Source organism: Enterobacter sp. CM29, from assembly GCF_013179605.1.
Lineage (GTDB): Bacteria > Pseudomonadota > Gammaproteobacteria > Enterobacterales > Enterobacteriaceae > Enterobacter > Enterobacter intestinihominis.
Map to the genome: position 1 here is coordinate 1 of NZ_JABMCU010000067.1, position 20,962 is coordinate 20,962.

The 20,962-nt window shown below is 56.2% G+C and carries 16 protein-coding genes, 2 tRNA genes and 1 other RNA gene; 8 read left to right on the plus strand and 11 right to left on the minus strand.

All coding sequences use genetic code 11. The features are described 5' to 3' along the window. Positions 1–14 precede the first annotated feature (14 nt). The 3 genes from HP459_RS10545 to ghrA all read right to left on the minus strand — a co-directional run bounded on the left by HP459_RS10545 (position 15) and on the right by ghrA (position 2,349). Positions 15–569, minus strand: coding sequence for a molecular chaperone (locus HP459_RS10545; protein WP_022647698.1), 555 nt, complete (start codon positions 567–569; stop codon positions 15–17). Positions 570–588: 19 nt separating this feature from the next. Continuing rightward, the gene (locus HP459_RS10550) at positions 589–1,326 is read right to left on the minus strand and encodes a phosphatase (RefSeq protein ID WP_045622599.1); all 738 of its coding nucleotides are present in this window, start codon (positions 1,324–1,326) and stop codon (positions 589–591) included. Positions 1,327–1,410: 84 nt separating this feature from the next. Continuing rightward, a complete protein-coding gene (ghrA, locus tag HP459_RS10555) occupies positions 1,411–2,349 on the minus strand; it encodes a glyoxylate/hydroxypyruvate reductase GhrA (RefSeq protein ID WP_063150436.1) in 939 nt (312 codons plus the stop codon). A gap of 229 nt (positions 2,350–2,578) precedes the next feature. Between ghrA and HP459_RS10560 the strand changes: the two genes are divergently transcribed. Both HP459_RS10560 and HP459_RS10565 read left to right on the plus strand, forming a co-directional pair. Continuing rightward, positions 2,579–2,666: transfer RNA gene (locus HP459_RS10560), tRNA-Ser, on the plus strand. Positions 2,667–2,711: 45 nt separating this feature from the next. Beyond that, a non-coding RNA gene (locus tag HP459_RS10565) (RtT sRNA) lies at positions 2,712–2,848 on the plus strand. Between the two features lie 109 nt (positions 2,849–2,957). Here the strand turns inward: HP459_RS10565 and HP459_RS10570 are convergent. Further along, positions 2,958–3,863, minus strand: coding sequence for a LysR family transcriptional regulator (locus tag HP459_RS10570; RefSeq protein WP_063216019.1), 906 nt, complete (start codon positions 3,861–3,863; stop codon positions 2,958–2,960). Between the two features lie 109 nt (positions 3,864–3,972). On the opposite strand from HP459_RS10570, the gene HP459_RS10575 reads away from it, so the two are divergent. The 3 genes from HP459_RS10575 (at position 3,973) to HP459_RS10585 (ending at position 5,756) form a co-directional block, all read left to right on the plus strand. Next, entirely contained in the window at positions 3,973–4,833 is an 861-nt protein-coding gene (locus HP459_RS10575) for a pirin family protein (RefSeq protein ID WP_171936182.1), read from the plus strand. 20 nt (positions 4,834–4,853) lie between these two features. Beyond that, positions 4,854–5,531 (plus strand): isochorismatase family protein, encoded by a 678-nt coding sequence (locus HP459_RS10580; protein ID WP_171936183.1) that lies wholly within the window; start codon positions 4,854–4,856, stop codon positions 5,529–5,531. Positions 5,532–5,668: 137 nt separating this feature from the next. Then, positions 5,669–5,756, plus strand: a tRNA-Ser gene (locus HP459_RS10585). A 213-nt stretch (positions 5,757–5,969) separates the two neighbouring features. Here the strand turns inward: HP459_RS10585 and HP459_RS10590 are convergent. The 5 genes from HP459_RS10590 to efeU all read right to left on the minus strand — a co-directional run bounded on the left by HP459_RS10590 (position 5,970) and on the right by efeU (position 12,475). After that, positions 5,970–7,475, minus strand: a complete 1,506-nt coding sequence (locus HP459_RS10590) for a sodium:alanine symporter family protein (RefSeq protein WP_022647693.1) — start codon at positions 7,473–7,475, stop codon at positions 5,970–5,972. Between the two features lie 419 nt (positions 7,476–7,894). Then, entirely contained in the window at positions 7,895–8,686 is a 792-nt protein-coding gene (gene phoH, locus HP459_RS10595) for a phosphate starvation-inducible protein PhoH (protein WP_017384762.1), read from the minus strand. Positions 8,687–9,185: 499 nt separating this feature from the next. Beyond that, positions 9,186–10,469, minus strand: a complete 1,284-nt coding sequence (gene efeB, locus HP459_RS10600) for an iron uptake transporter deferrochelatase/peroxidase subunit (protein WP_171936184.1) — start codon at positions 10,467–10,469, stop codon at positions 9,186–9,188. Positions 10,470–10,472: 3 nt separating this feature from the next. After that, positions 10,473–11,600 carry an iron uptake system protein EfeO gene (efeO, locus tag HP459_RS10605; RefSeq protein WP_171936185.1) on the minus strand — a complete coding sequence of 376 codons (1,128 nt, stop codon included), beginning with the start codon at positions 11,598–11,600 and terminating at the stop codon, positions 10,473–10,475. 41 nt (positions 11,601–11,641) lie between these two features. Next, the gene (efeU, locus tag HP459_RS10610; RefSeq protein WP_032624499.1) at positions 11,642–12,475 is read right to left on the minus strand and encodes an iron uptake transporter permease EfeU; all 834 of its coding nucleotides are present in this window, start codon (positions 12,473–12,475) and stop codon (positions 11,642–11,644) included. 251 nt (positions 12,476–12,726) lie between these two features. On the opposite strand from efeU, the gene HP459_RS10615 reads away from it, so the two are divergent. Further along, on the plus strand, positions 12,727–13,911 hold the full coding sequence (locus HP459_RS10615; RefSeq protein ID WP_045307918.1) for a NupC/NupG family nucleoside CNT transporter: 1,185 nt from the start codon (positions 12,727–12,729) through the stop codon (positions 13,909–13,911). An 82-nt stretch (positions 13,912–13,993) separates the two neighbouring features. On the opposite strand, the gene HP459_RS10620 is transcribed toward HP459_RS10615, so the two are convergent. Then, a complete protein-coding gene (locus HP459_RS10620) occupies positions 13,994–14,413 on the minus strand; it encodes a DUF3574 domain-containing protein (protein ID WP_023305840.1) in 420 nt (139 codons plus the stop codon). 72 nt (positions 14,414–14,485) lie between these two features. Further along, positions 14,486–15,994 carry a sodium/proline symporter PutP gene (gene putP / locus HP459_RS10625; RefSeq protein ID WP_022647686.1) on the minus strand — a complete coding sequence of 503 codons (1,509 nt, stop codon included), beginning with the start codon at positions 15,992–15,994 and terminating at the stop codon, positions 14,486–14,488. Between the two features lie 422 nt (positions 15,995–16,416). Here putP and putA point away from each other — a divergent pair, with 422 nt between their 5' ends. Together putA and HP459_RS10635 are read left to right on the plus strand one after the other, a co-directional pair. Continuing rightward, positions 16,417–20,379, plus strand: a complete 3,963-nt coding sequence (gene putA / locus HP459_RS10630) for a trifunctional transcriptional regulator/proline dehydrogenase/L-glutamate gamma-semialdehyde dehydrogenase (protein ID WP_171936186.1) — start codon at positions 16,417–16,419, stop codon at positions 20,377–20,379. 101 nt (positions 20,380–20,480) lie between these two features. Then, positions 20,481–20,873, plus strand: coding sequence for a lysozyme inhibitor LprI family protein (locus tag HP459_RS10635; protein ID WP_038415806.1), 393 nt, complete (start codon positions 20,481–20,483; stop codon positions 20,871–20,873). The last annotated feature ends 89 nt before the right edge of the window (positions 20,874–20,962 follow it).

A 20,962-nucleotide genomic window follows, 5' to 3' on the forward strand; every position in this document is an offset into this window, starting at 1 on the left:
TTTTGTGATTTAAATCACTCTTCACTCTCTTCTTCCAGCTCATCCCACATGGCAGCGATAGCGTCACGCGTCAGCGGAGCCAGCGTTCTCCAGAACGGGGAGGTGGCGTGGGCTTCAACTTTACCCAGGAAGGTTCCGACCCACGGCAGCAGATACGTTTCGAACAGGGTTTCAATCGCCTCATTCTCATCATCACCTGCTTTATCTTCAATCCATGAGGCCGCCAGCAACAGGGTACCGATATGATCGGCAGGCATATCCGTCAGCGGCATGCCGCGTTCTGAAAGAAACGCCCGAACTTCCGCTTCGGTCGCACCTTCCTGCCAGGCAGAACGATACGGCGACACGCGACACTCTTCCCCCACGAACAGCGCGTTGTAATCCGTTGAAATCTGCTGCATATCGCAACTTTTTTGCAAGCGTTCCAGCAACTCATCCTGTTCCAGCGGCCAGCTCTGCGCCAGTTTACCTTCACGAATCAGGGTAAACAGCGGAACCAGCAGCGGATCCTGCGGCTGGCGGTAATATAAGGTGCCCAGCACGCGGCAAAGGATGGAAAACTCATTCATGTTTTTATTCCGTTATTAATTAAAGATCGGCAAATTCGTCAATCGGCGCCATGCCGCGCGACTCAAGGAAGTCGAGCATACGACGCGGCGTGACGTTCAGGATCTGTTCTTCCGGGAAATTCACGTCCCGCAATATTTTCAGGCACTCGCTGAAATCACCCAGCGTGAAGGCCGTGTGTGAATCAGAGCCCAGCGCCACCATTCCGCCCGCGTCACGCACGGCCGCCGCAACGTCGCGACAGTTGGCCTCACTGCCCTTACGCGAATGCACGAACGAGGAGTTGTTGATCTCCAGCGCCACGCGGTGCTTCGCTGCGGCCAGTGCCACGGCCTGAATATCGATCGGGTATTTCGGATTTCCCGGGTGGCTGATAATGTGCACATTGCCGCTGGCAATGGTGGCAATCATCGCCGCAGTGTTGGTCTCTTTATCCTGGGGCGCAAAGACCGGCTCGTGGAAGCCGGCGAGGATCAGATCTAACGAGGTCAGCATCGGGCCGGTGCAGTCAATTTCCCCGTCGGTATTTTTGATGTTCGCTTCGATGCCGCGCAGTATCCCGATACCGTCAACCAGACGTGGCCAAATACGCATATTCACAAAATGCCAGTAGTGCGGCGCATCCGCCATATCCGGACCGTGATCGGTTATCGCAAACAGTTTGATGCCTTTCAGCTTCGCCTGAGCGATATAATCATGGAGGTTACTGTAAGCGTGGGTACTGGCGACGGTGTGCATATGCAGGTCAACGGGATACATCTTTCTCTCCTCTGCGGTTTTTCCAAAGGATAGCAGTTATCAGCGGCGAATATTAGCAAAAACCCGGCGAACGCCGGGTTTCTCTCAGTAGCCTCGCTGTCTGTCTACCTGTCCGGTCACCGCATTGCCCTTCTCTATTTCGCTGATGGTATGCGAGATATACGCCACGGCCTCCGCCGGTCGCGTCACGGCCGCAATATGGGGCGTCATCGCCACGCGCGGATGTGCCCAGAGCGGGCTGTCTGTCGGCAGCGGTTCGCGGCTATACACATCCAGCATTGCGCCTTTCAGTTTACCGCTATCCAGCGCTTTCAGCAGATCGTCTTCCACAACGTGTACCCCGCGCGCCAGGTTCATTAAGTAGCTATCTTCTGCCAACTGGTTGAGGAGCGTGCCATTGATAATGCCGACCGTTTCCGCCGTATTCGGCAGCAGGTTAATGAGAACGCGTGTCCCTTTCAGGAACGCCGGGAGTTCGTCCAATCCGGCAAAGCTCTCGACGCCCGGATAATCCTTACGGCTCCGGCTCCAGCAGCGCAGTGGGAAGCCCCACGGGGCGAGCGCTTCGGCGACTTTCGAACCCAGCACACCCGCCCCGAGGATGCCGATGGTGAAATCTTCACGCTGATAATCCGGGAGAGGTTCCCAGTGGGATTGCTGTTTAAACGCCTGATAATCGTCGAAGCGGCGGAACCAGTGCAGCACCTGGCTTACGGCGTATTCCTGCATCTGCTCCCCCATACCGGTATCTTCCAGACGAAACAGGGGAATATCTTCCGGCAGCATTTCAGGGTGTGCCTTCAGCTTACTGAGAATGGAATCCACCCCCGCACCAAGAGCAAACACCGCCTTCAAACGGCGTCCCTGTAGCATTTCGACCGGGGGATGCCAGACCAGCGCGTAGTCGGCATGTTCATTATCGCCCTGTTTCCATTCGCGAACGCGTGCGCCAGGCAGTGCCGCCGTGAGCGCCTTAATCCAGTAAGCCGTATCAAAAGTGGGGTGATAGAAGATAATATCCATAGTCATTGCCTTTTAGTGCGCTGTTTTATTTTCATTTTCAACTGGCTTGTCAGCATAACAAATTTATCGCTAAACCGCGTTGCTGATAAAAGAGGCGCTTTTCGCACATTTCGAAATCAGGTTGCCTGAAGTTTGTCTAAACACGCTAAATTACTGAAAAAGTGGGTTGACGGCAGTACGGCTTTTCCTTACATTAGCGCCCGTCCCGACAACAACGGGATGACAATATGGTGAGGTGTCCGAGTGGCTGAAGGAGCACGCCTGGAAAGTGTGTATACGGCAACGTATCGGGGGTTCGAATCCCCCCCTCACCGCCATATTCAAGACGAGAGCTCGTACGAAAGTACGGGCTTTTTTCTTATATATTCTCCGCGAGGCGGGGGATGAGAACCCCCGACCGGGGTTCGACAACTGGCGCAGCCAGTTGGACAGACTGTGAGCGTAGCGAACAGGCTGCCCGCAGGGCGAGCGAAGCGAGTCAATCCCCCCCTCACCGCCATATTTGAAGAAGAGCTCGCATGAAAATGCGGGCTTTTTTCTTTTATATTCTATTCGCTCCCTGCGCTCTTTATGTCGGGTGGCGCTACGCTTACCCGACCTACGAAAAGCTAGTCCTCAACCATCTTTGCATACTCTTCGGTCAGAAAATCCACCAGCGTCCTGACCGACGGCAGTAAACCGCGCCGGGAAGGATACACCGCATGGATCACTTCCCTTCTGGGTTCCCAGGCATTCAGCACCCGAACAAGCTCACCTGAAGCCAGCTGATCCTTCACCATCAAAATGGGCAACTGTACCACGCCCACGCCCGCCATCGCTGCCTCCCGCAGCGCCAGCATATCGGTAGTCACCAGGCGCGGCGTGAAGTGAATGTCTGCTTTCGCCCCCTCCGGCCCGCTCAGCTCCCATTTATGCAGGTGTTTACCAGCGCCCATACTTAAACCCGGCCATTCGCTGAGTTCAGAGGGCATCGCCGGGTTGCCCATCCGTTCAATCAGTGTCGGCCCGGCAACCAGGCAGTGTCCCCTGTCCGCCAGCACCCTTAATACCAAATCGCTGTCATCAAACGGGCGCGGACGAACGCGGATCGCCACATCCACCCCCTCCCCCACCAGATCGACCCGGCGGTTGGTGGCTTCAAGCTGGAGGTTAATTCCCGGATAGCGCGCCATAAACCTCGCCAGCATGGGCCCCACGTGAACGTGCAGTAGGGTTACGGGGCAAGTGATCCTGACCATACCGCGCGGCTCAGCCTGTAAAGCAGCCACCGCCTCCTCCGCAGCTTCAGCCTCCACCAGCATGGCTTTACAGTGCTGAAAGAACGTCTGCCCCACTTCAGTCACCGCAAACTGCCGCGTAGTACGTTGTATCAACCGAACACCCAGGCGTTCTTCCAGCTGCGCAATCCGACGGCTCAGTTTCGACTTTGGCTGATCGAGCGCCCGCCCCGCTGCCGCAAAGCCGCCATGCTCCACCACCTTCACAAACCATACGAAATCATTGAGATCCTGCATACGCCCCCATTGTTCCATTTAAGGAACAGTGAATGTCATTTTTGCTATCTACCGGGATATTAACCTTGAATATAAGCTAATTACATCAACAGGACATCAGGAGTTAATCATGAAAAACGTAACAGGCGTGTATACCGCACCTCGTCCGCACTGGGTCGGTGATGGTTTTCCGGTTCGTTCGATGTTTTCTTACCAGACGCACGGCGAACCGCTGAGCCCGTTCCTGCTGCTTGACTACGCCGGACCACATACCTTCCCGGCGGATGGCGCAAAACGCGGCGTGGGCGAGCATCCTCATCGCGGTTTTGAAACGGTGACCATCGTCTACTCAGGCGAAGTTGAGCACCGTGATTCCACCGGCAGAGGCGGCGTTATTGGTCCAGGCGATGTGCAGTGGATGACGGCAGGCGCAGGCATTTTGCACGAGGAGTTCCACTCCAGCGCGTTCTCGCAGAAAGGCGGTGAACTGAAAATGATGCAGCTGTGGGTCAACCTGCCCGCCAAAGACAAAATGGCGACACCTGGCTACCAGAGCATCACTCAGGCGGATATCCCGGTGGTCACCCTGCCGGATAACAGCGGAACAATGCGCGTGATTGCTGGCCGCTTTGGAGAGGTAACCGGCCCGGCGCATACCTTCTCACCGCTTAACGTATGGGATCTCGCGCTGCACCAGGGCAGCCACCTGACGCTCAATCAGCCCGAAGGCTGGAGCACGGTGCTGGTTGTTGTTGAGGGCAGCGTGACAGTGAACGGCACCACGCCTGCGGGTGAGGCGCAGCTGGTCGTGCTGAGTCATAGCGGCGACAAGCTGCATCTCGAAGCCAGCAGCGATGCCAAAGTGTTGCTGATGGCCGGGGAGCCACTGAATGAACCCATCGTGGGCTATGGCCCGTTTGTGATGAACAGTAAAACCGAAATCGCCGAAGCTATTCGCGATTTCAACTCCGGCCGCTTTGGCCAAATCTAAACGTAATAAAGGAGCGCATTATGTCTACCCCTGCAAACTTCAACGGTGCACGTCCCGTTATTGACGTCAATGATGCCGTTATGCTGCTTATCGATCACCAGAGCGGATTGTTCCAGACTGTTGGAGACATGCCAATGCCTGAGCTGCGCGCTCGTGCAGCAGCGCTGGCAAAGATCGCCTCGCTGGCGAAGATCCCAGTGATCACCACGGCGTCGGTTCCACAGGGACCGAACGGCCCGCTTATCCCGGAGATCCACGCCAATGCGCCGCACGCACAGTATGTGGCACGCAAGGGTGAAATCAACGCCTGGGATAATCCGGAGTTCGTGGCGGCGGTGAAAGCCACCGGACGCAAAACGCTGATTATCGCGGGGACGATTACCAGCGTTTGCATGGCCTTCCCGTCCATCAGCGCGGTGGCGGACGGATATAAAGTGTATGCGGTGATTGATGCCTCCGGCACCTACAGCAAAATGGCGCAAGAGATCACCCTGGCGCGCGTGGTGCAGGCAGGCGTGGTACCGATGGACACAGCGGCAGTGGCCTCAGAGATCCAGCGCACGTGGAACCGTGAAGATGCGGGAGAATGGGCAGAGGTGTACACACACATCTTCCCTGCCTACCAGCTGCTGATCGAAAGTTACAGCAAAGCGCAGGACGTCGTGAAAAACAGCGAAGTGCTCGATTCGCAGCGTTGATCCTGCGCGGTGCGCCATAAGCTGATTAAGGCTTAACCGAACAGGCACGAATGCAGAAAATCTGCTTGACCGCTTTCGCGCAACTCCCTATAGTAGCGCCCCGTTGCCCCCCAAGCGGTCAGGCAGCAAAACAATATGGTGAGGTGTCCGAGTGGCTGAAGGAGCACGCCTGGAAAGTGTGTATACGGCAACGTATCGGGGGTTCGAATCCCCCCCTCACCGCCATATTTTAAGAAGAGCTCGCATGAAAATGCGGGCTTTTTTTTCGCATGTTGCACGTCTGCGGGGGGATGAGAACCCCCGACCGGGGTTCGACAACTGGCGCAGCCAGTTGGACAGACTGAGAGCGAAGCGAGTCAATCCCCGCCGGTGCGGGTGATACCGCCTCACCCATAAAAAAAGCCCGCGCATAAGCACGGGCCCGTTTTAAACTATTCCTCAGTTATTCAACTTCCCCGCCGGCTGCTTTCCTTCAGGAGAAGAAACCTGCCCCGGCAATCCCCCCTCTTCATCTCTGCGCTCCCCCAGCCAGTAATCCGCATTTTTAATCCCAAGCCGAACCGGATCAAACTGTGGATCAATTCCCTGCGCATTCTGGGTTTCATAATCCTTCAGGCTGGCAAAGGCTTTTTTATGCAAGAGGACAATGGCAATAATGTTGAGCCAGGCCATCAGCCCTACCCCGATATCCCCTAATCCCCATGCCAGATCCGCGGTGCGGATTGTGCCATATACCGTGGAAGCCATCAGACATAATTTAAGCAGGAATGTCAGCCACGGACGGTGAATTTTACGGTTGATGTAGGCGATATTGGTTTCAGCGATATAGTAATAGGCAATGATGGTGGTGAAGGCAAAGAAGAATAGCGCGATGGCGACAAAGTAATTACCAAAGCCCGGCATCATACTTTCCATCGCTGTCTGCACATAGCCAGGACCGGCCGCCACGCCTGCAATACCGGTATAAAGGGCTGCGCCGTCGACGCCCTGAACATTATAAAGCCCGGTGATCAACAGCATAAACCCGGTCGCGGAGCAGACAAACAGCGTGTCGATATATACGGAGAACGCCTGAACCAGCCCTTGTTTCACCGGATGACTTACGGCTGCTGCCGAGGATGCATGTGGCCCGGTACCCTGCGCCGCCTCGTTGGAATAGACGCCGCGTTTAACGCCCCACATGATAGCCTGGCCCAGAATAGCGCCAAATCCCGCTTCAAGGCCAAAAGCACTTTTCCAGATCAGCAGGATAACAGCAGGCAGTTTTTCAATATTGATCGCGATAATAACGCAGGCAACAATAATATAGCCGAGCGCCATAAACGGAACGACCATACTGCTAAAGCTGGCGATCCTTTTTACACCACCGAAAATAATGAAGCTTAACAGTACAGCCAGTATTGCCGCCGTAACGTTTGGGTTAAGACCGAAGGCAATATCCAGGCTGGCGGCAATTGAGTTTGCCTGTACGCCCGGAAGTAATAAACCGCAGGAGAAAATGGTCACAATAGCAAATAACCATGCGTACCACTTCACCCCCAACCCTTTTTCAATATAAAAGGCAGGTCCCCCACGATATTCGCCGTTAATTTTTTCTTTATAAACCTGACCTAACGTGGATTCAACAAAAGCAGAGCTGGCGCCTAAAAATGCCACTACCCACATCCAGAAAAGCGCACCGGGGCCACCAAAGGTAATGGCGGTCGCCACACCGGCGATATTCCCTGTCCCTACGCGACCCGCCAGCGTCATCGTCAACGCCTGAAACGATGATACGCCGGCATCGGTAGCCCCGCCCTGAAACATCAGGGTAATCATATGTTTTATATGACGTAATTGTAGAAAACGACTACGCAGTGAGAAATAGAGACCGACACCCAGACATAAAAATATTAACGCAGGGCTCCAGATAACACCGTTAATTGCACTAACCAGTTCGTTCATGTATGACCCTCAGCGTGATGTTCCAGAGGAAACGATCCCCTGGTGTGTTTCTTCTTAGAATTTAATTTGAACAAGTACGAAACATAGATAATTACCCAAAAGACACCAACTTAATTTTTACTGCTTAGTCATGTTCTGTGACAACATTCACGTTTAATTTTCACCTAACAATTAGCGCGATCATTATATTCACAGGTATTTTGTGGGTATTGTAAATACATATCACATTTTTGCGACCTGTATAAAAAGCGTTCGCAGCAAATTAACAGTAATATTATTATTACCGCAAAACGGTGCGTAAATGCCGTTGAATGCTATAGGAAATAAATATGATTTAAAAAAAGCCATGCGAACAGAGGGAATAAAAGAAGCTTCCCGGCATGACGCCGGGAAGAAATGACTTAAAATGTGAAATGATCTTAGTCGGAGTACACTTCCAGCGTTCGTTGACACAGCGCTGAGCGGACGCAGTCCTCTTTTGTGAAGCGGACCACCCCTATCATCTCATCTTCCTCAAAACGTGACATGGCATCGCTCAGGCCGGACTTCACGCCCGACGGCAGGTCACACTGGGTAATATCGCCGTTGACGATAACCGTCACGTTCTCCCCGAGGCGCGTTAAAAACATCTTCATTTGCGCAGCGGTCACGTTCTGAGCCTCGTCAAGAATAACGACCGCATTTTCAAATGTACGTCCGCGCATATAGGCGAACGGCGCGATTTCCACCTTGCCAATCTCTGGTCGCAGGCAGTACTGCATAAAGGAAGCGCCCAACCGCTTCACCAGCACGTCATAGACGGGCCTGAAGTACGGGGCAAACTTCTCAGAAATATCGCCGGGCAGGAAGCCCAGATCTTCATCCGCTTGCAGTACCGGACGGGTAACGATGATCCTTTCCACGTCCTTATGAATCAGCGCCTCCGCCGCTTTGGCGGCACTGATCCAGGTTTTCCCGCATCCGGCTTCCCCGGTTGCAAAGATGAGCTGTTTACTCTCGATAGCATTCAGGTAGTGCGCCTGAGCTTCATTCCGCGCCACTATTGGCGATGCATCGCGGCTGTCCCGCGCCATGCCAATGGATTCTACGCCGCTCATCTGCACAAGCGAGGTGACCGATTCTTCTTCACGCTGTTTATGGCTACGTGAATCCCGTCTCAGCACACGTTTTGCTTCGCGACGAGCTTTGATCACTGCTTTCTGTCTTCCCATGGATAGCACCTTGAGTTGTTGGTATTCATCACACGCGCCAGCATCGGCACGATTATGCGCACGAACATCAGAGGGTTGGCTTCCTTGTAAGCCATTGCTTGCATTACCGGATGACGATACAGAACGGCTACGCGCACCGTTATGCACGTCGGTAGAAATCGTATTTAGAGGTGGAGGGGAGAATTTTGTGGTGAGGAAATCGCTGCCGGAGTCTGAGCCTCCGCGCCGGGTGCTGCGGTTGATGTGTTTACCTTGTCCAGTACAGGACGCAACCATTCGCGATCTCCATAGTGAGTCAGTATCACTGCCGGGAACTACCGCTGTCTTATCTTAAGTACATCAGGAATTATCATAAATGCAACATTTATTTTACCTAGATGCAACCTTTAAGACTGCTCCTGCAGCGGAATCAGTCTCATATATGAATATTACAGAAATATAACAACAAGATAGTCATATGGAAAAATAATGTCCCCGCGAACTGTCGCAGGGACGATTATCAGGCTTCTATCAGACCCTGAGCGAGCCAGGTCTTCGCGTCACGCGCGCCGGGCAGGGCAAAGAAATAGCCGCCGCCGATGGGCTTGATGTACTCCTCCAGCGCTTCGCCGTTGAGCCGCTTCTGCACGGTGAGGAACCCTTTCTCCAGATCGTGCTGATAGCAGACAAACAGCAGTCCCATATCAAGCTGACCGGAATTGGTCACCCCCAACGAGTAGCTGTAGCCCCTGCGCATCATCAGGCTGGACTGGGTCTCTTTGGAGCGAGGATTGGCGAGACGAATATGGCTGTCCAGCGCGATGACATCTCCGTTCGGATCGCGGGCGTAGTCGGGTTCATCGTGCTCGTGCTTCATGCCGAGCGGTGCGCCGGTTTGCTTATCGCGGCCGAAGATCGTCTGCTGCTCTTTCAGCGGCGTGCGGTCCCAGAACTCCACGTGGAACTGAATGATACGCACCGCCTGATAGCTGCCACCCACCGCCCAGGCCGGTTCGCCCTGATCCGCCGTCACCCAGACCACGTTTTTCATCAACACGGTATTGCTGCTGTCCGGGTTGGCGGTACCGTCTTTGAAGCCCAGCAGGTTGACCGGCGTCTCTTTCCCTTTACTGCGCGCGGCGTGGTCAGAGATAAAACCTTCCCGCTTCCAGCGCACGCTGAGCAGATCCGGGGTGTGCTTGATGATATCGCGCAGGGCGTGGATCACCGTATCCTGGGTATTGGCGCAGATCTGCAACAGCAGATCGCCGTGGCACAGCGCCGCGTCGAGAGAGTCATTCGGGAATCGCGTCATTTTTTGCAGCGCTTTCGGCTTCTGCTTCGCCAGACCGTAGCGATCATCAAACAGCGATTCCCCCACCGACACGGTGATGGTCAGATTATCGGGAGCGATAAACGCCCCGAGGATCCCGGAATCCATCGGCGGCAGGCGCGGATTCGGTGTTTCCGGTGCCGGACCGCCCGCCGTAAGGAAGGCAATGCGCGTGGTCAACAGCCTGAACAGACGCTCAAGGTCAGCCTTATCACTCGCCAGCGAATCGAAAGCCACCAGCATCATCGAGGCCTGCTGCGGCGTCAGGATTCCTGCCTGGTGCCCACCATAAAATGGCTGCGTTTCCATACGCGCATCCGGGGAGAGCGTGCCGGGGGCGCTTTGTGGTTTTGCCGCATGCGCCACCGGACAGCCGCCCGCCAGGGCAAACGCGCCGCCCAGCGCCCCTACCCCTTTTAACAACCGACGTCGGGAAGGTTCCGCCACGTCGTACTCATCATGCTTGTTCATCGCTTAGTCCAGACCCAGAACGCCACGCAGCAGGGAGAGATCTTCCGCCAGCGTCGTAATCGGGCCTTTCAGCGCGTTACGGTCAGCATCGGTCAGCTTGTCGTAGGTTTCGAACCCGTCTTTGGTACGGTATTTCGCCAGGATGGCGTCAACTTTCTTAAAGTTGGCATCCACTTTCGCCAGCAGTTCGCCGTTCTCTTTTTGCAGCTGGGGCCGCAACAGATCGACAATTTTCTGTGCGCCATCGACGTTTGCCTGGAAGTCCCACAGGTCGGTGTGGCTGTAGCGATCTTCTTCGCCGCTGATTTTGCTCGCGGCCACTTCTTCAATCAGACCCGCAGCACCACCCACCACTTTCGACGGCGGGAAGGCCAGCTCGCTGATGCGTTTTTGCAGCTCCAGCACGTCGCTGTTGAGCTGATCGGCGTATTTTTCCATCCCTTTGGTGGAGTTATCGCCAAACAGGGCTTTTTCCAGGCGGTGGAAGCCGGTGAATTTCGGATCGGCGGCCTTCTGCTCGTAGTCGTCTTCGCGGGCGTCAATGCTGCCATCGAGGTCAGAGAACAGCTCGGCAATCGGCTCGATGCGCTCGTAGTGCTGACGTGTAGGCGCATACAGGGATTTCGCCTTTTCGATATCGCCCGCTTTCACCGCATCGGTAAAGGCTTTGGTGCCTGCCACCAGGTCAGCCGTCTCTTTGGTGACGTAGGCTTTATAGGCGGTAATGGCGTCGCCGAGGCTCAGCAGCGCGGTGCCTTTGGCCGCGTCCGCCGTCGCTGCGCCTTTGACGATCAGCTTACCTTTCGGGTTAGTCAGCAGGCCGCAGGTCATGTCATATTCCCCCGGCTGAAGATTTGCGGTCATTTTCTGGCTGAAGCCAGGCGCGATATTTTCACGCTCTTCCACCACCATCACGCCTTTCAGTATCTCCCACTCCAGCGCCTTCTGGCTGTGGTTCTGAATAATAAACTGGGTTTTACCGCTGTTAACCGTGATGGTCATCGGCTCGCACTGTTTATCGTTGACGGTGACTTTTACCTGCGGAATATCTGCTGCCTGAGCGGCGAAGGCAGACGCGAACAGCGCTGCCACACCAACCTGTAACGCGCTACGACGGAATTGAATAGCCATGTCTCTTCCCTTTAAAGTATGTTGTAACTAAACAAAGCGCTTCACGGCGCAGTACGCGACGGCTGAGCGCTGGGGCGCGATGGCATGAAGAACAGCACCAGCGCCGGAATAAGATAGATAAAGTACATCGCCACCTCGCTGACGCTCGGCGTTTCCTGATAGCCGAAGATACCTTCAAGGAGCGTGCCGGTCAGTGAGTGGGTGGAGAGAACGTTACTAAGATCAAACGCCACGTCCTGGAAGTGGTTCCACAGGCCCGCTTCATGGAAGGCGCGGATCGCCCCTGCCGCTAGCCCCGCGGCCACCAGCAAAATAAACAGGCTGGTCCACTTGAAGAACGCGCCCAGGTTAAGACGAATTCCGCCCCAGTAGAGCAGGAAGCCAAGCACAACCGCCGTGGCCAGCCCAAGCATCGCGCCCAGCGGCGGCCAGATGCCCACGTCCTGCTGAAAAGCCGCGAGCAGGAAGAACACTGACTCCAGGCCTTCACGCGCCACGGCGAAAAAAACCATCATGATCAGCGCCCAGCCGTGTTGGTTGCCTTTTTGCAGGGCGTTATCCACCGCCTGCTCCAGCTGTACCTTCACGTTACGGGAGACCTTGCGCATCCAGAACACCATCCAGGTGAGGATCACCACCGCTATTACGGCAACAATGCCTTCAAAAAGCTCTTGCTCTTTCTGAGGAAATTCACCGGTGGTTTCGTTGATAAGAATACCCAGCCCCAGGCAGAGCGCCGCGGCCAGGAAGACGCCAACCCACATCACGCCGATCCAGCGTCCACGCTGGGTGCGCTTCAGATAACTGGCGATAAGGCTAACAATCAGGGCCGCTTCAAGGCCTTCACGTAACATAATGAGAAAAGGAACAAACATGCAGACACCTTAAATGTTTATCGCGGTCAACTGATGCAAAGAAAGGTAAATTCTTGTGATAGTGATTATCATTACGGCTACAAGAAAAACAAGCGAAATATGTGGAGTTTTGATGACCAGATGTAAACGCATTGCGGAATAATAATTGCCTGAGTAACCGTTGCGTTTATAAGGTATAACGAAAATGCCCATTTACGGTTAACCGGGGCTGTGGCTAAATGTCCGCCTCGAAAACCAACTGAAAATAAACCATGTTTAAAATTGTCCATTTCCTGCTGGCGCTGGTGATTATTCTTGCGCTTGCCTGGCTGGTGAGTTTCGACCGCCGAAAAATTCGCATTCGTTTCGTTTTACAGCTGATCGTGATTGAAATCGCGCTGGCATTCTTTTTTCTGCATGCAGAAAGCGGCCTGTTCATTATTAAACATGTCTCCGGTTTCTTTGAGTCACTGCTTAAATTCGCTGCCGAAGGGACGAATTTTGTCTTTGGCGGGATGGGTGAAAAAGGGCTGGCGTTCATTTTCCTTGGCGTGCTCTGCCCCATTATTTTTATCTCGGCGCTGATTGGTATTCTGCAGCACTGGCGTATTCTGCCGATCTTTATTCGGGTTATCGGGACGCTGCTGTCAAAACTGAACGGCATGGGCAAGCTGGAATCCTTTAACGCGGTGAGCTCACTGATACTCGGTCAGTCTGAAAACTTCATTGCCTACAAGGGCGTGTTGGGCGATCTCTCCTCACGCCGCCTGTTTACGATGGCTGCAACGGCGATGTCGACGGTTTCGCTGTCGATTGTCGGTGCCTATATGACCATGCTCGACGCCAGATTTGTCGTCGCGGCACTGATCCTGAACATGTTCAGCACCTTTATTATCCTTTCGGTCATTAACCCGGCCCGCCCGGAAGCCGAATCCGATATCAAACTGGAAAAGCTGCATGAATCCCAGAGCTTCTTTGAAATGCTGGGCGAATATATTCTGGCCGGTTTTAAGGTGGCGATGATTATTCTGGCGATGCTGATTGGCTTTATCGCCCTTATTAGCGCCGTTAATGCCCTCTTCTCCAGCGTATTTGGCCTGAGCTTCCAGCAGATTCTGGGTTACGTGTTTTATCCGCTGGCGTGGCTTATTGGTATTCCGCTGAGCGATGCCTTAAGCGCGGGCAGTATTATGGCAACCAAACTGGTGGCGAATGAATTTGTGGCGATGATCGAGCTGCAAAAAATAGCCCACCAAATGTCACCGCGCGGGCTGGGCATTTTATCCGTATTTCTGGTGTCGTTCGCTAACTTTGCCTCCATTGGTATTGTGGCGGGGGCAATAAAAGGTCTGAACGAGCAACAGGGTAATGTGGTGTCGCGGTTTGGTTTACGCCTGGTATACGGGGCAACGCTGGTGAGTTTGCTGTCGGCGAGCTTTGCGGGGTTGGTGTTGTAAGTTTTGTGCGGTTAATGCCCGGCGGCGCTTCGCTTACACGGGCCTACGATACAACAACGGCGGGATTTCCCGCCGTTTTTTATTAAAACTGTACGCACACCGGCTGGTCGACCCGCATCACCGACTCCTGTGCGAAGCGGGATTTATAAATACCGCGTAAAGCCTCAATGTTTTTCTCGCTCTGCGCGTCTTTGCCGTGGATCAGCATCAGCGCCTTGCTCGGCTCGCGCGCCACCTTGCCGTCGTTGCCCAGCCACTGACCGCGGGCATCAAACACCGTTAAGCCATCGCGAAAGCGCGGCGTCACGTCCTGGTCGACAAACTGCTGCCATTCGTTGCCTGTAATTTGCGCCCCGGCAGGACGGTTTAAGCCGAAATAGAGCGTGGTTTGCTGCATCTGATTTTCTGCTTTGCAGGTTTCCACCGCCGCATGCTGCGCGGGTGCGTTACAGCCCGCCAGCATCACGAATGCTGCCACCATTAGCCCTGTTTTAATTCTCATTGATGAAGACTCACATAGGTGAAAGGACTATCCCCTCTCCCCACCGGGGAGAGGGTTAGGGTGAGAGGGAAATTACTCAGCCTGGAGCTTAGACGGCGGCGCTGAGTGGTAATGCGCATCCGCTTCCGCAAAGCGCTTCTGCATAGATGCAGACGGCGCTTTACCCAGCAGGCTAAACACCACAATACCGAGGCTGCCGAAGATGAAGCCCGGGATAATTTCGTACAGGCCCAGCCACGCGAACTGTTTCCAGACGATAACGGTAACCGCACCGATGATCATCCCCGCCAGCGCGCCGTTGCGGGTCATGCGTGACCACAGAACGGAGAATAGCACCACCGGACCAAATGCGGCGCCAAAGCCCGCCCACGCGTAGCTCACCAGCCCCAGCACGCGGTTTTCCGGGTTAGCCGCCAGCGCAATCGCCACCAGCGCCACCAGCAGCACCATAAAACGCCCTACCCACACTAACTCTTTCTGGCTCGCGCCCTTACGCAGGAACGCTTTGTAGAGGTCTTCGGTGATGGCACTGGAGCACACCAGCAGCTGACAGCTCAGGGTGGACATGACTGCCGCCAGGATCGCGGAGAGCAGGATACCGGCAATCCACGGGTTGAACAGGATCTGCGCCAGCTCGATGAACACGCGCTCGGCGTTCTGGTTCACCGCGCCCGCCTGCGCCGGGTTGTTGTTGAAGTAGGCGATACCGAAGAAACCGACCGCGCACGCCCCCGCCAGACACAGGATCATCCACGTCATGCTGATGCGACGCGCGTGAACGATGGTGTGGTGAGAATCCGCCGCCATAAAGCGCGCCAGAATGTGCGGCTGACCGAAGTAGCCCAGGCCCCATCCCATCAGGGAGACGATGGCCACGAAGTTCAGCCCTTTCAGCATATCGACGTTTTCGATGCTCTTCTGCTTGATCACTTCCAGCGATTCGCCAAAGCCGCCGACGGTAAAAATCACAATTATCGGGGTAAGGATCAGGGCGAAAATCATCAGACTCGCCTGCACGGTATCGGTCCAGCTTACCGCCAGGAATCCGCCCACGAAGGTATAGAGGATGGTCGCGGCCGCACCGGCCCACAGCGCCGTTTCATAGCTCATGCCGAAGGTGCTTTCGAACAGACGCGCGCCCGCCACAATGCCGGAGGCACAGTAGATGGTGAAGAACAGCAGGATCACCACCGCAGAGATAATACGCAATATGCGGCTGTTATCTTCAAAGCGTCCCGTGAAGTAATCCGGCAGCGTCAGGGCGTTGTTGTTGGCTTCGGTATGCACACGCAGACGGCCTGCTACCAGCTTCCAGTTGATCCATGCGCCAACGGTCAGGCCGATGGCGATCCAGCTTTCGGAGATACCGGAGATGAAAATCGCGCCCGGCAGCCCCATCAGCAGCCAGCCGCTCATGTCGGATGCGCCCGCTGAGAGTGCGGTGACCATCGGGCCCAAGCTGCGCCCGCCGAGGATGTAGTCGTCAAAGTTTTTAGTGGAACGCCATGCCAAAAACCCTATCAGGATCATGCCAAAAATATAAACGAGAAATGTCACCAGCATCGGTGTGCTAATAGCCATTCAAATTCTCCAAAATGTCGAGCGACAGCCGTCCGGGCTGCCTTGTTATGTCATCACCGGAACGTAGTGATGTGTGTATGTGTTTCCGTTGGGCGCGCTATCCTGCCGTATACGCATCCCACTGACAAACGATTTAACACTGCATTTACATGAATTTCATCCCTGGTTTTATACGTCTTTCCTATAGGTTGCACTCGCTCACGCTTTTACGGGTTGCACCTTTAAAAAGTGTTAAGCACCGCATAAAAACTGGGCTCAGAAACCGCCGCGCGTTCTTTTTCACAGCTAACTAATCGTTAACAATCCATTCATTTTCCAGCTTGCAGACCAGGTCACATTTAACACGGTTGCACAAAGTTGCAACATGGTGGATATTTCACGCTATCAACAGAACGCTATTACAGAACAACAGGAGTTTTGGCATGGGGATGACCACCATGGGGGTTAAGCTGGATGACGCTACCCGCGAACGGATTAAAACCGCTGCGACCCGTATCGACCGCACGCCGCACTGGTTAATCAAGCAGGCGATTTTTAACTATCTGGAAAGACTGGAGAGTGAAGAAGGTCTGCCGGAGCTGCCTGCCCTGCTGGCGGGCGCTGCGAACGAAGGCGAAGAGGCCGCGACGGCCGCTGATGAGAACCACCAGCCGTTCCTGGAATTTGCCGAGCAGATCCTGCCGCAGTCCGTCAGCCGCGCCGCCATTACCGGCGCCTATCGCCGTGCCGAAACCGACGCCGTGCCGATGCTGCTGGAGCAGGCGCGCCTGCCGGAAGCCGTTGCCGCTCAGGCGCACAGCCTGGCGTATCAGCTCGCCGACAAGCTGCGTAATCAGAAAACCGCCAGCGGACGCGCCGGTATGGTGCAGGGTCTGTTGCAGGAGTTCTCCCTCTCCTCGCAGGAAGGCGTGGCGCTGATGTGTCTGGCGGAAGCGCTGCTGCGTATTCCGGATAAAGCCACCCGCGATGCCCTTATCCGCGACAAAATCAGCAACGGCAACTGGCACTCCCACATTGGCCGCAGCCCGTCCCTGTTTGTGAACGCCGCCACCTGGGGCCTGCTGTTTACCGGCAAGCTGGTCTCCACCCATAACGAAGCCAACCTGTCGCGCTCCCTGAACCGTATTATCGGCAAGAGCGGCGAGCCGCTGATCCGCAAGGGCGTGGACATGGCGATGCGCCTGATGGGCGAGCAGTTCGTCACCGGGGAAACCATTGCCGAAGCGCTGGCGAACGCCCGCAAGCTGGAAGACAAAGGCTTCCGCTACTCCTACGACATGCTGGGCGAAGCGGCGCTGACCGCCGCCGACGCGCAGGCCTACATGGTCTCTTACCAGCAGGCGATCCACGCCATCGGTAAAGCGTCCAACGGTCGCGGTATTTATGAAGGGCCAGGCATTTCTATCAAGCTTTCCGCCCTGCACCCGCGCTACAGCCGCGCGCAGTACGACCGGGTGATGGAAGAACTCTACCCGCGCCTGAAGTCCCTGACCCTGCTGGCGCGCCAGTATGACATCGGCATCAACATCGACGCCGAAGAGGCGGATCGTCTGGAGATCTCCCTCGATCTGCTGGAAAAACTGTGCTTCGAGCCGGAGCTGGCGGGCTGGAACGGGATTGGTTTCGTTATCCAGGCCTACCAGAAACGCTGCCCGTTCGTCATTGACTACCTGATTGACCTGGCCAGCCGCAGCCGTCGCCGCCTGATGATCCGTCTGGTGAAGGGCGCCTACTGGGACAGCGAAATCAAACGCGCCCAGATGGAAGGACTGGAAGGCTATCCGGTCTATACCCGCAAGGTCTACACCGACGTCTCTTACCTCGCCTGCGCGAAAAAACTGCTCGGCGTGCCGAACCTGATTTATCCGCAGTTCGCCACCCACAACGCCCACACCCTGGCGGCGATCTACAGCCTGGCGGGTCAGAACTACTATCCGGGCCAGTACGAGTTCCAGTGTCTGCATGGCATGGGTGAACCGCTGTACGAGCAGGTGACCGGTAAAGTGGCCGACGGCAAGCTGAACCGTCCGTGCCGTATTTATGCCCCGGTAGGTACCCACGAAACCCTGCTGGCCTACCTGGTGCGTCGTCTGCTGGAGAACGGGGCGAACACCTCCTTCGTTAACCGCATCGCCGATACCACCCTGCCGCTGGACGAACTGGTGGCCGATCCGGTACAGGCCGTAGAGAAGATGGCGGCGCAGGAAGGCCAGATTGGTCTGCCGCATCCGAAGATTGCCCTGCCGCGCGAGCTGTATGGTGCAGGTCGCGTCAACTCGGCGGGTCTGGATCTCGCCAACGAACACCGTCTGGCGTCGCTCTCTTCTGCCCTGCTTAACAGCGCATTGCAGAAGTGGCAGGCCAAACCGATCCTTGAGCAGTCCGTTGAAGACGGTGAAATGCAGCCGGTGATCAACCCGGCAGAGCCGAAGGATATCGTCGGCTACGTGCGCGAAGCCACAGAAGCGGAAGTGGATCAAGCTTTGGAGAGCGCGGTGAACAACGCGCCAATCTGGTTTGCCACCCCGCCGCAGGAGCGTGCCGCCATTCTGGAACGCGCGGCGGTGCTGATGGAAGATCAGATGCAGCAGCTTATCGGCATTCTGGTGCGTGAAGCGGGTAAAACCTTCAGCAACGCCATCGCCGAAGTGCGTGAGGCGGTCGACTTCCTGCACTACTACGCCGGTCAGGTGCGTGATGATTTCGACAACGAAACGCACCGTCCGCTCGGCCCGGTGGTCTGTATCAGCCCGTGGAACTTCCCGCTGGCAATCTTCACCGGCCAGATTGCCGCGGCCCTTGCCGCAGGCAACAGCGTGCTGGCAAAACCGGCAGAGCAGACTCCGCTGATTGCCGCTCAGGGCATCAACATTCTGCTGGAAGCGGGCGTACCGGCGGGCGTGGTGCAGCTGTTGCCGGGGCGCGGTGAAACGGTGGGTGCCAAACTGACCTCCGATAACCGCGTGCGCGGCGTGATGTTTACCGGTTCGACCGAAGTAGCCTCCCTGCTGCAACGCAACATCGCCACCCGTCTGGATGCGCAGGGCCGTCCAACGCCGCTGATCGCTGAAACCGGCGGCATGAACGCCATGATCGTGGACTCCTCCGCGCTCACTGAGCAGGTCGTCGTTGACGTGCTGGCCTCTGCCTTCGACAGCGCGGGTCAACGCTGTTCCGCCCTGCGCGTGCTGTGCTTACAGGATGACGTGGCTGACCACACGCTGAAGATGCTGCGCGGTGCGATGGCGGAATGCCGCATGGGCAACCCGGGCCGTCTCACCACCGATATCGGGCCGGTGATCGACGCGGAAGCCAAAGCCAACATCGAAAACCACATTCAGACCATGCGTGCCAAAGGCCGTCCGGTGTTCCAGGCGGTGCGTGAGAACAGTGAAGATGCCCGCGAGTGGCAGACCGGCACCTTCGTGCCGCCAACGCTGATTGAGCTGGCAAGCTTCGACGAGCTGAAAAAAGAGGTCTTCGGCCCGGTACTGCACGTTGTGCGCTACAACCGTAACAACCTCAACGAGCTGATCGATCAGATCAACGCCTCGGGTTACGGCCTGACGCTCGGCGTGCATACCCGTATCGACGAAACCATTGCCCAGGTGACCGGCAATGCTAAAGTCGGCAACCTGTACGTCAACCGTAATATGGTCGGCGCAGTCGTGGGCGTGCAGCCGTTCGGCGGCGAAGGCCTCTCCGGCACGGGCCCGAAAGCGGGCGGTCCGCTCTATCTGTACCGTCTGCTGGCAAACCGTCCGGAAAATGCGCTGGGCGTGACGCTGGCGCGTCAGGACGCGGACTATCCGGTGGATGCGCAGGTGAAAGCCGTGCTGACCCAGCCTCTGGACGCGCTGATTAAGTGGGCAGAAAACCGCCCTGAACTGCGTGCAATTGCGCAGCAGTACGGCGAGCTGGCGCAGGCCGGTACCCAGCGCCTGCTGCCGGGTCCAACCGGTGAGCGCAACACCTGGACGCTGATGCCGCGCGAGCGTGTGCTGTGCATGGCGGATGACGAGCATGATGCGCTGGTGCAGCTGGCAGCCGCTACAGCAACGGGCTGTGAGGTGCTGTGGCCGGAAGATGCGCTGCATCGCGATCTCGCCAAACAGCTGCCGAAAGCGGTCTCGGCCCGCATTCGCTTTGCGAAGGTCGATGCGCTGCTGACGCAGCCGTTTGATGCGGTGATCTACCATGGTGATTCCGACCAGCTGCGCGAACTGTGTGAGCAGGTTGCGGCCCGCAGCGGTGCCATCGTTTCCGTGCAGGGCTTTGCGCGCGGGGAAACCAACCTGCTGCTGGAGCGTCTGTACGTGGAGCGCTCGCTCAGCGTCAACACCGCGGCGGCAGGCGGTAACGCCAGCCTGATGACAATCGGTTAATCGTGTAAACTCTCCCCGGTGACGCTACGCTTACCGGGGCTATATAACAGCCGCAGGCCGGATAAGCACAGCGCATCCGGCTTTTTTACATGGAGGGGATGATGAAAAGAGTATTTCTCGCAGGTGCAGCCCTGCTCATGAGCGCCAGCGCGCTTGCCGACGAGTGCAACAACGCGACCACCCAGCTCGAACTGAACACCTGTAGCGCGCAGCAGTACCAGGCCGCCGATAAAAAGCTCAACGAGACCTATCAGGCCGCCATCAAACGTGCGGCTGCACCTCAGCGCGATCTGCTGAAAAAGGCGCAGCAGGCGTGGATCAGCCTGCGCGACGCGGACTGTGCGTTTATCGGTTCGGGTACGGAAGGCGGGAGCGTTCAGCCAATGATTGTGAACCAGTGTCTGGCGGAAAAAACCGTGGAGCGCGAAGCGTTTCTGGCCACGCTGATGCAGTGTGAAGAGGGCGACTTAAGCTGTCCCCTCCCGCCGGGCTGACGCGGCACTGAACTATTCCCTCTCCCACAGGGCTGAGGGTTCCCCACAAATTAATGCGAGCACTGAGCAATCCCCTCGCCCCTCCGGGG

Coding starts and splice junctions, on each gene's coding strand:
- HP459_RS10545 (WP_022647698.1), bottom strand. CDS start 569: ATGAATGAGTTTTCCATCCTTTGCCGCGTGCTGGGCACCTTATATTAC.
- HP459_RS10550 (WP_045622599.1), bottom strand. CDS start 1,326: ATGTATCCCGTTGACCTGCATATGCACACCGTCGCCAGTACCCACGCT.
- ghrA (WP_063150436.1), bottom strand. CDS start 2,349: ATGGATATTATCTTCTATCACCCCACTTTTGATACGGCTTACTGGATT.
- HP459_RS10570 (WP_063216019.1), bottom strand. CDS start 3,863: ATGCAGGATCTCAATGATTTCGTATGGTTTGTGAAGGTGGTGGAGCAT.
- HP459_RS10575 (WP_171936182.1), top strand. CDS start 3,973: ATGAAAAACGTAACAGGCGTGTATACCGCACCTCGTCCGCACTGGGTC.
- HP459_RS10580 (WP_171936183.1), top strand. CDS start 4,854: ATGTCTACCCCTGCAAACTTCAACGGTGCACGTCCCGTTATTGACGTC.
- HP459_RS10590 (WP_022647693.1), bottom strand. CDS start 7,475: ATGAACGAACTGGTTAGTGCAATTAACGGTGTTATCTGGAGCCCTGCG.
- phoH (WP_017384762.1), bottom strand. CDS start 8,686: ATGGGAAGACAGAAAGCAGTGATCAAAGCTCGTCGCGAAGCAAAACGT.
- efeB (WP_171936184.1), bottom strand. CDS start 10,469: ATGAACAAGCATGATGAGTACGACGTGGCGGAACCTTCCCGACGTCGG.
- efeO (WP_171936185.1), bottom strand. CDS start 11,600: ATGGCTATTCAATTCCGTCGTAGCGCGTTACAGGTTGGTGTGGCAGCG.
- efeU (WP_032624499.1), bottom strand. CDS start 12,475: ATGTTTGTTCCTTTTCTCATTATGTTACGTGAAGGCCTTGAAGCGGCC.
- HP459_RS10615 (WP_045307918.1), top strand. CDS start 12,727: ATGTTTAAAATTGTCCATTTCCTGCTGGCGCTGGTGATTATTCTTGCG.
- HP459_RS10620 (WP_023305840.1), bottom strand. CDS start 14,413: ATGAGAATTAAAACAGGGCTAATGGTGGCAGCATTCGTGATGCTGGCG.
- putP (WP_022647686.1), bottom strand. CDS start 15,994: ATGGCTATTAGCACACCGATGCTGGTGACATTTCTCGTTTATATTTTT.
- putA (WP_171936186.1), top strand. CDS start 16,417: ATGGGGATGACCACCATGGGGGTTAAGCTGGATGACGCTACCCGCGAA.
- HP459_RS10635 (WP_038415806.1), top strand. CDS start 20,481: ATGAAAAGAGTATTTCTCGCAGGTGCAGCCCTGCTCATGAGCGCCAGC.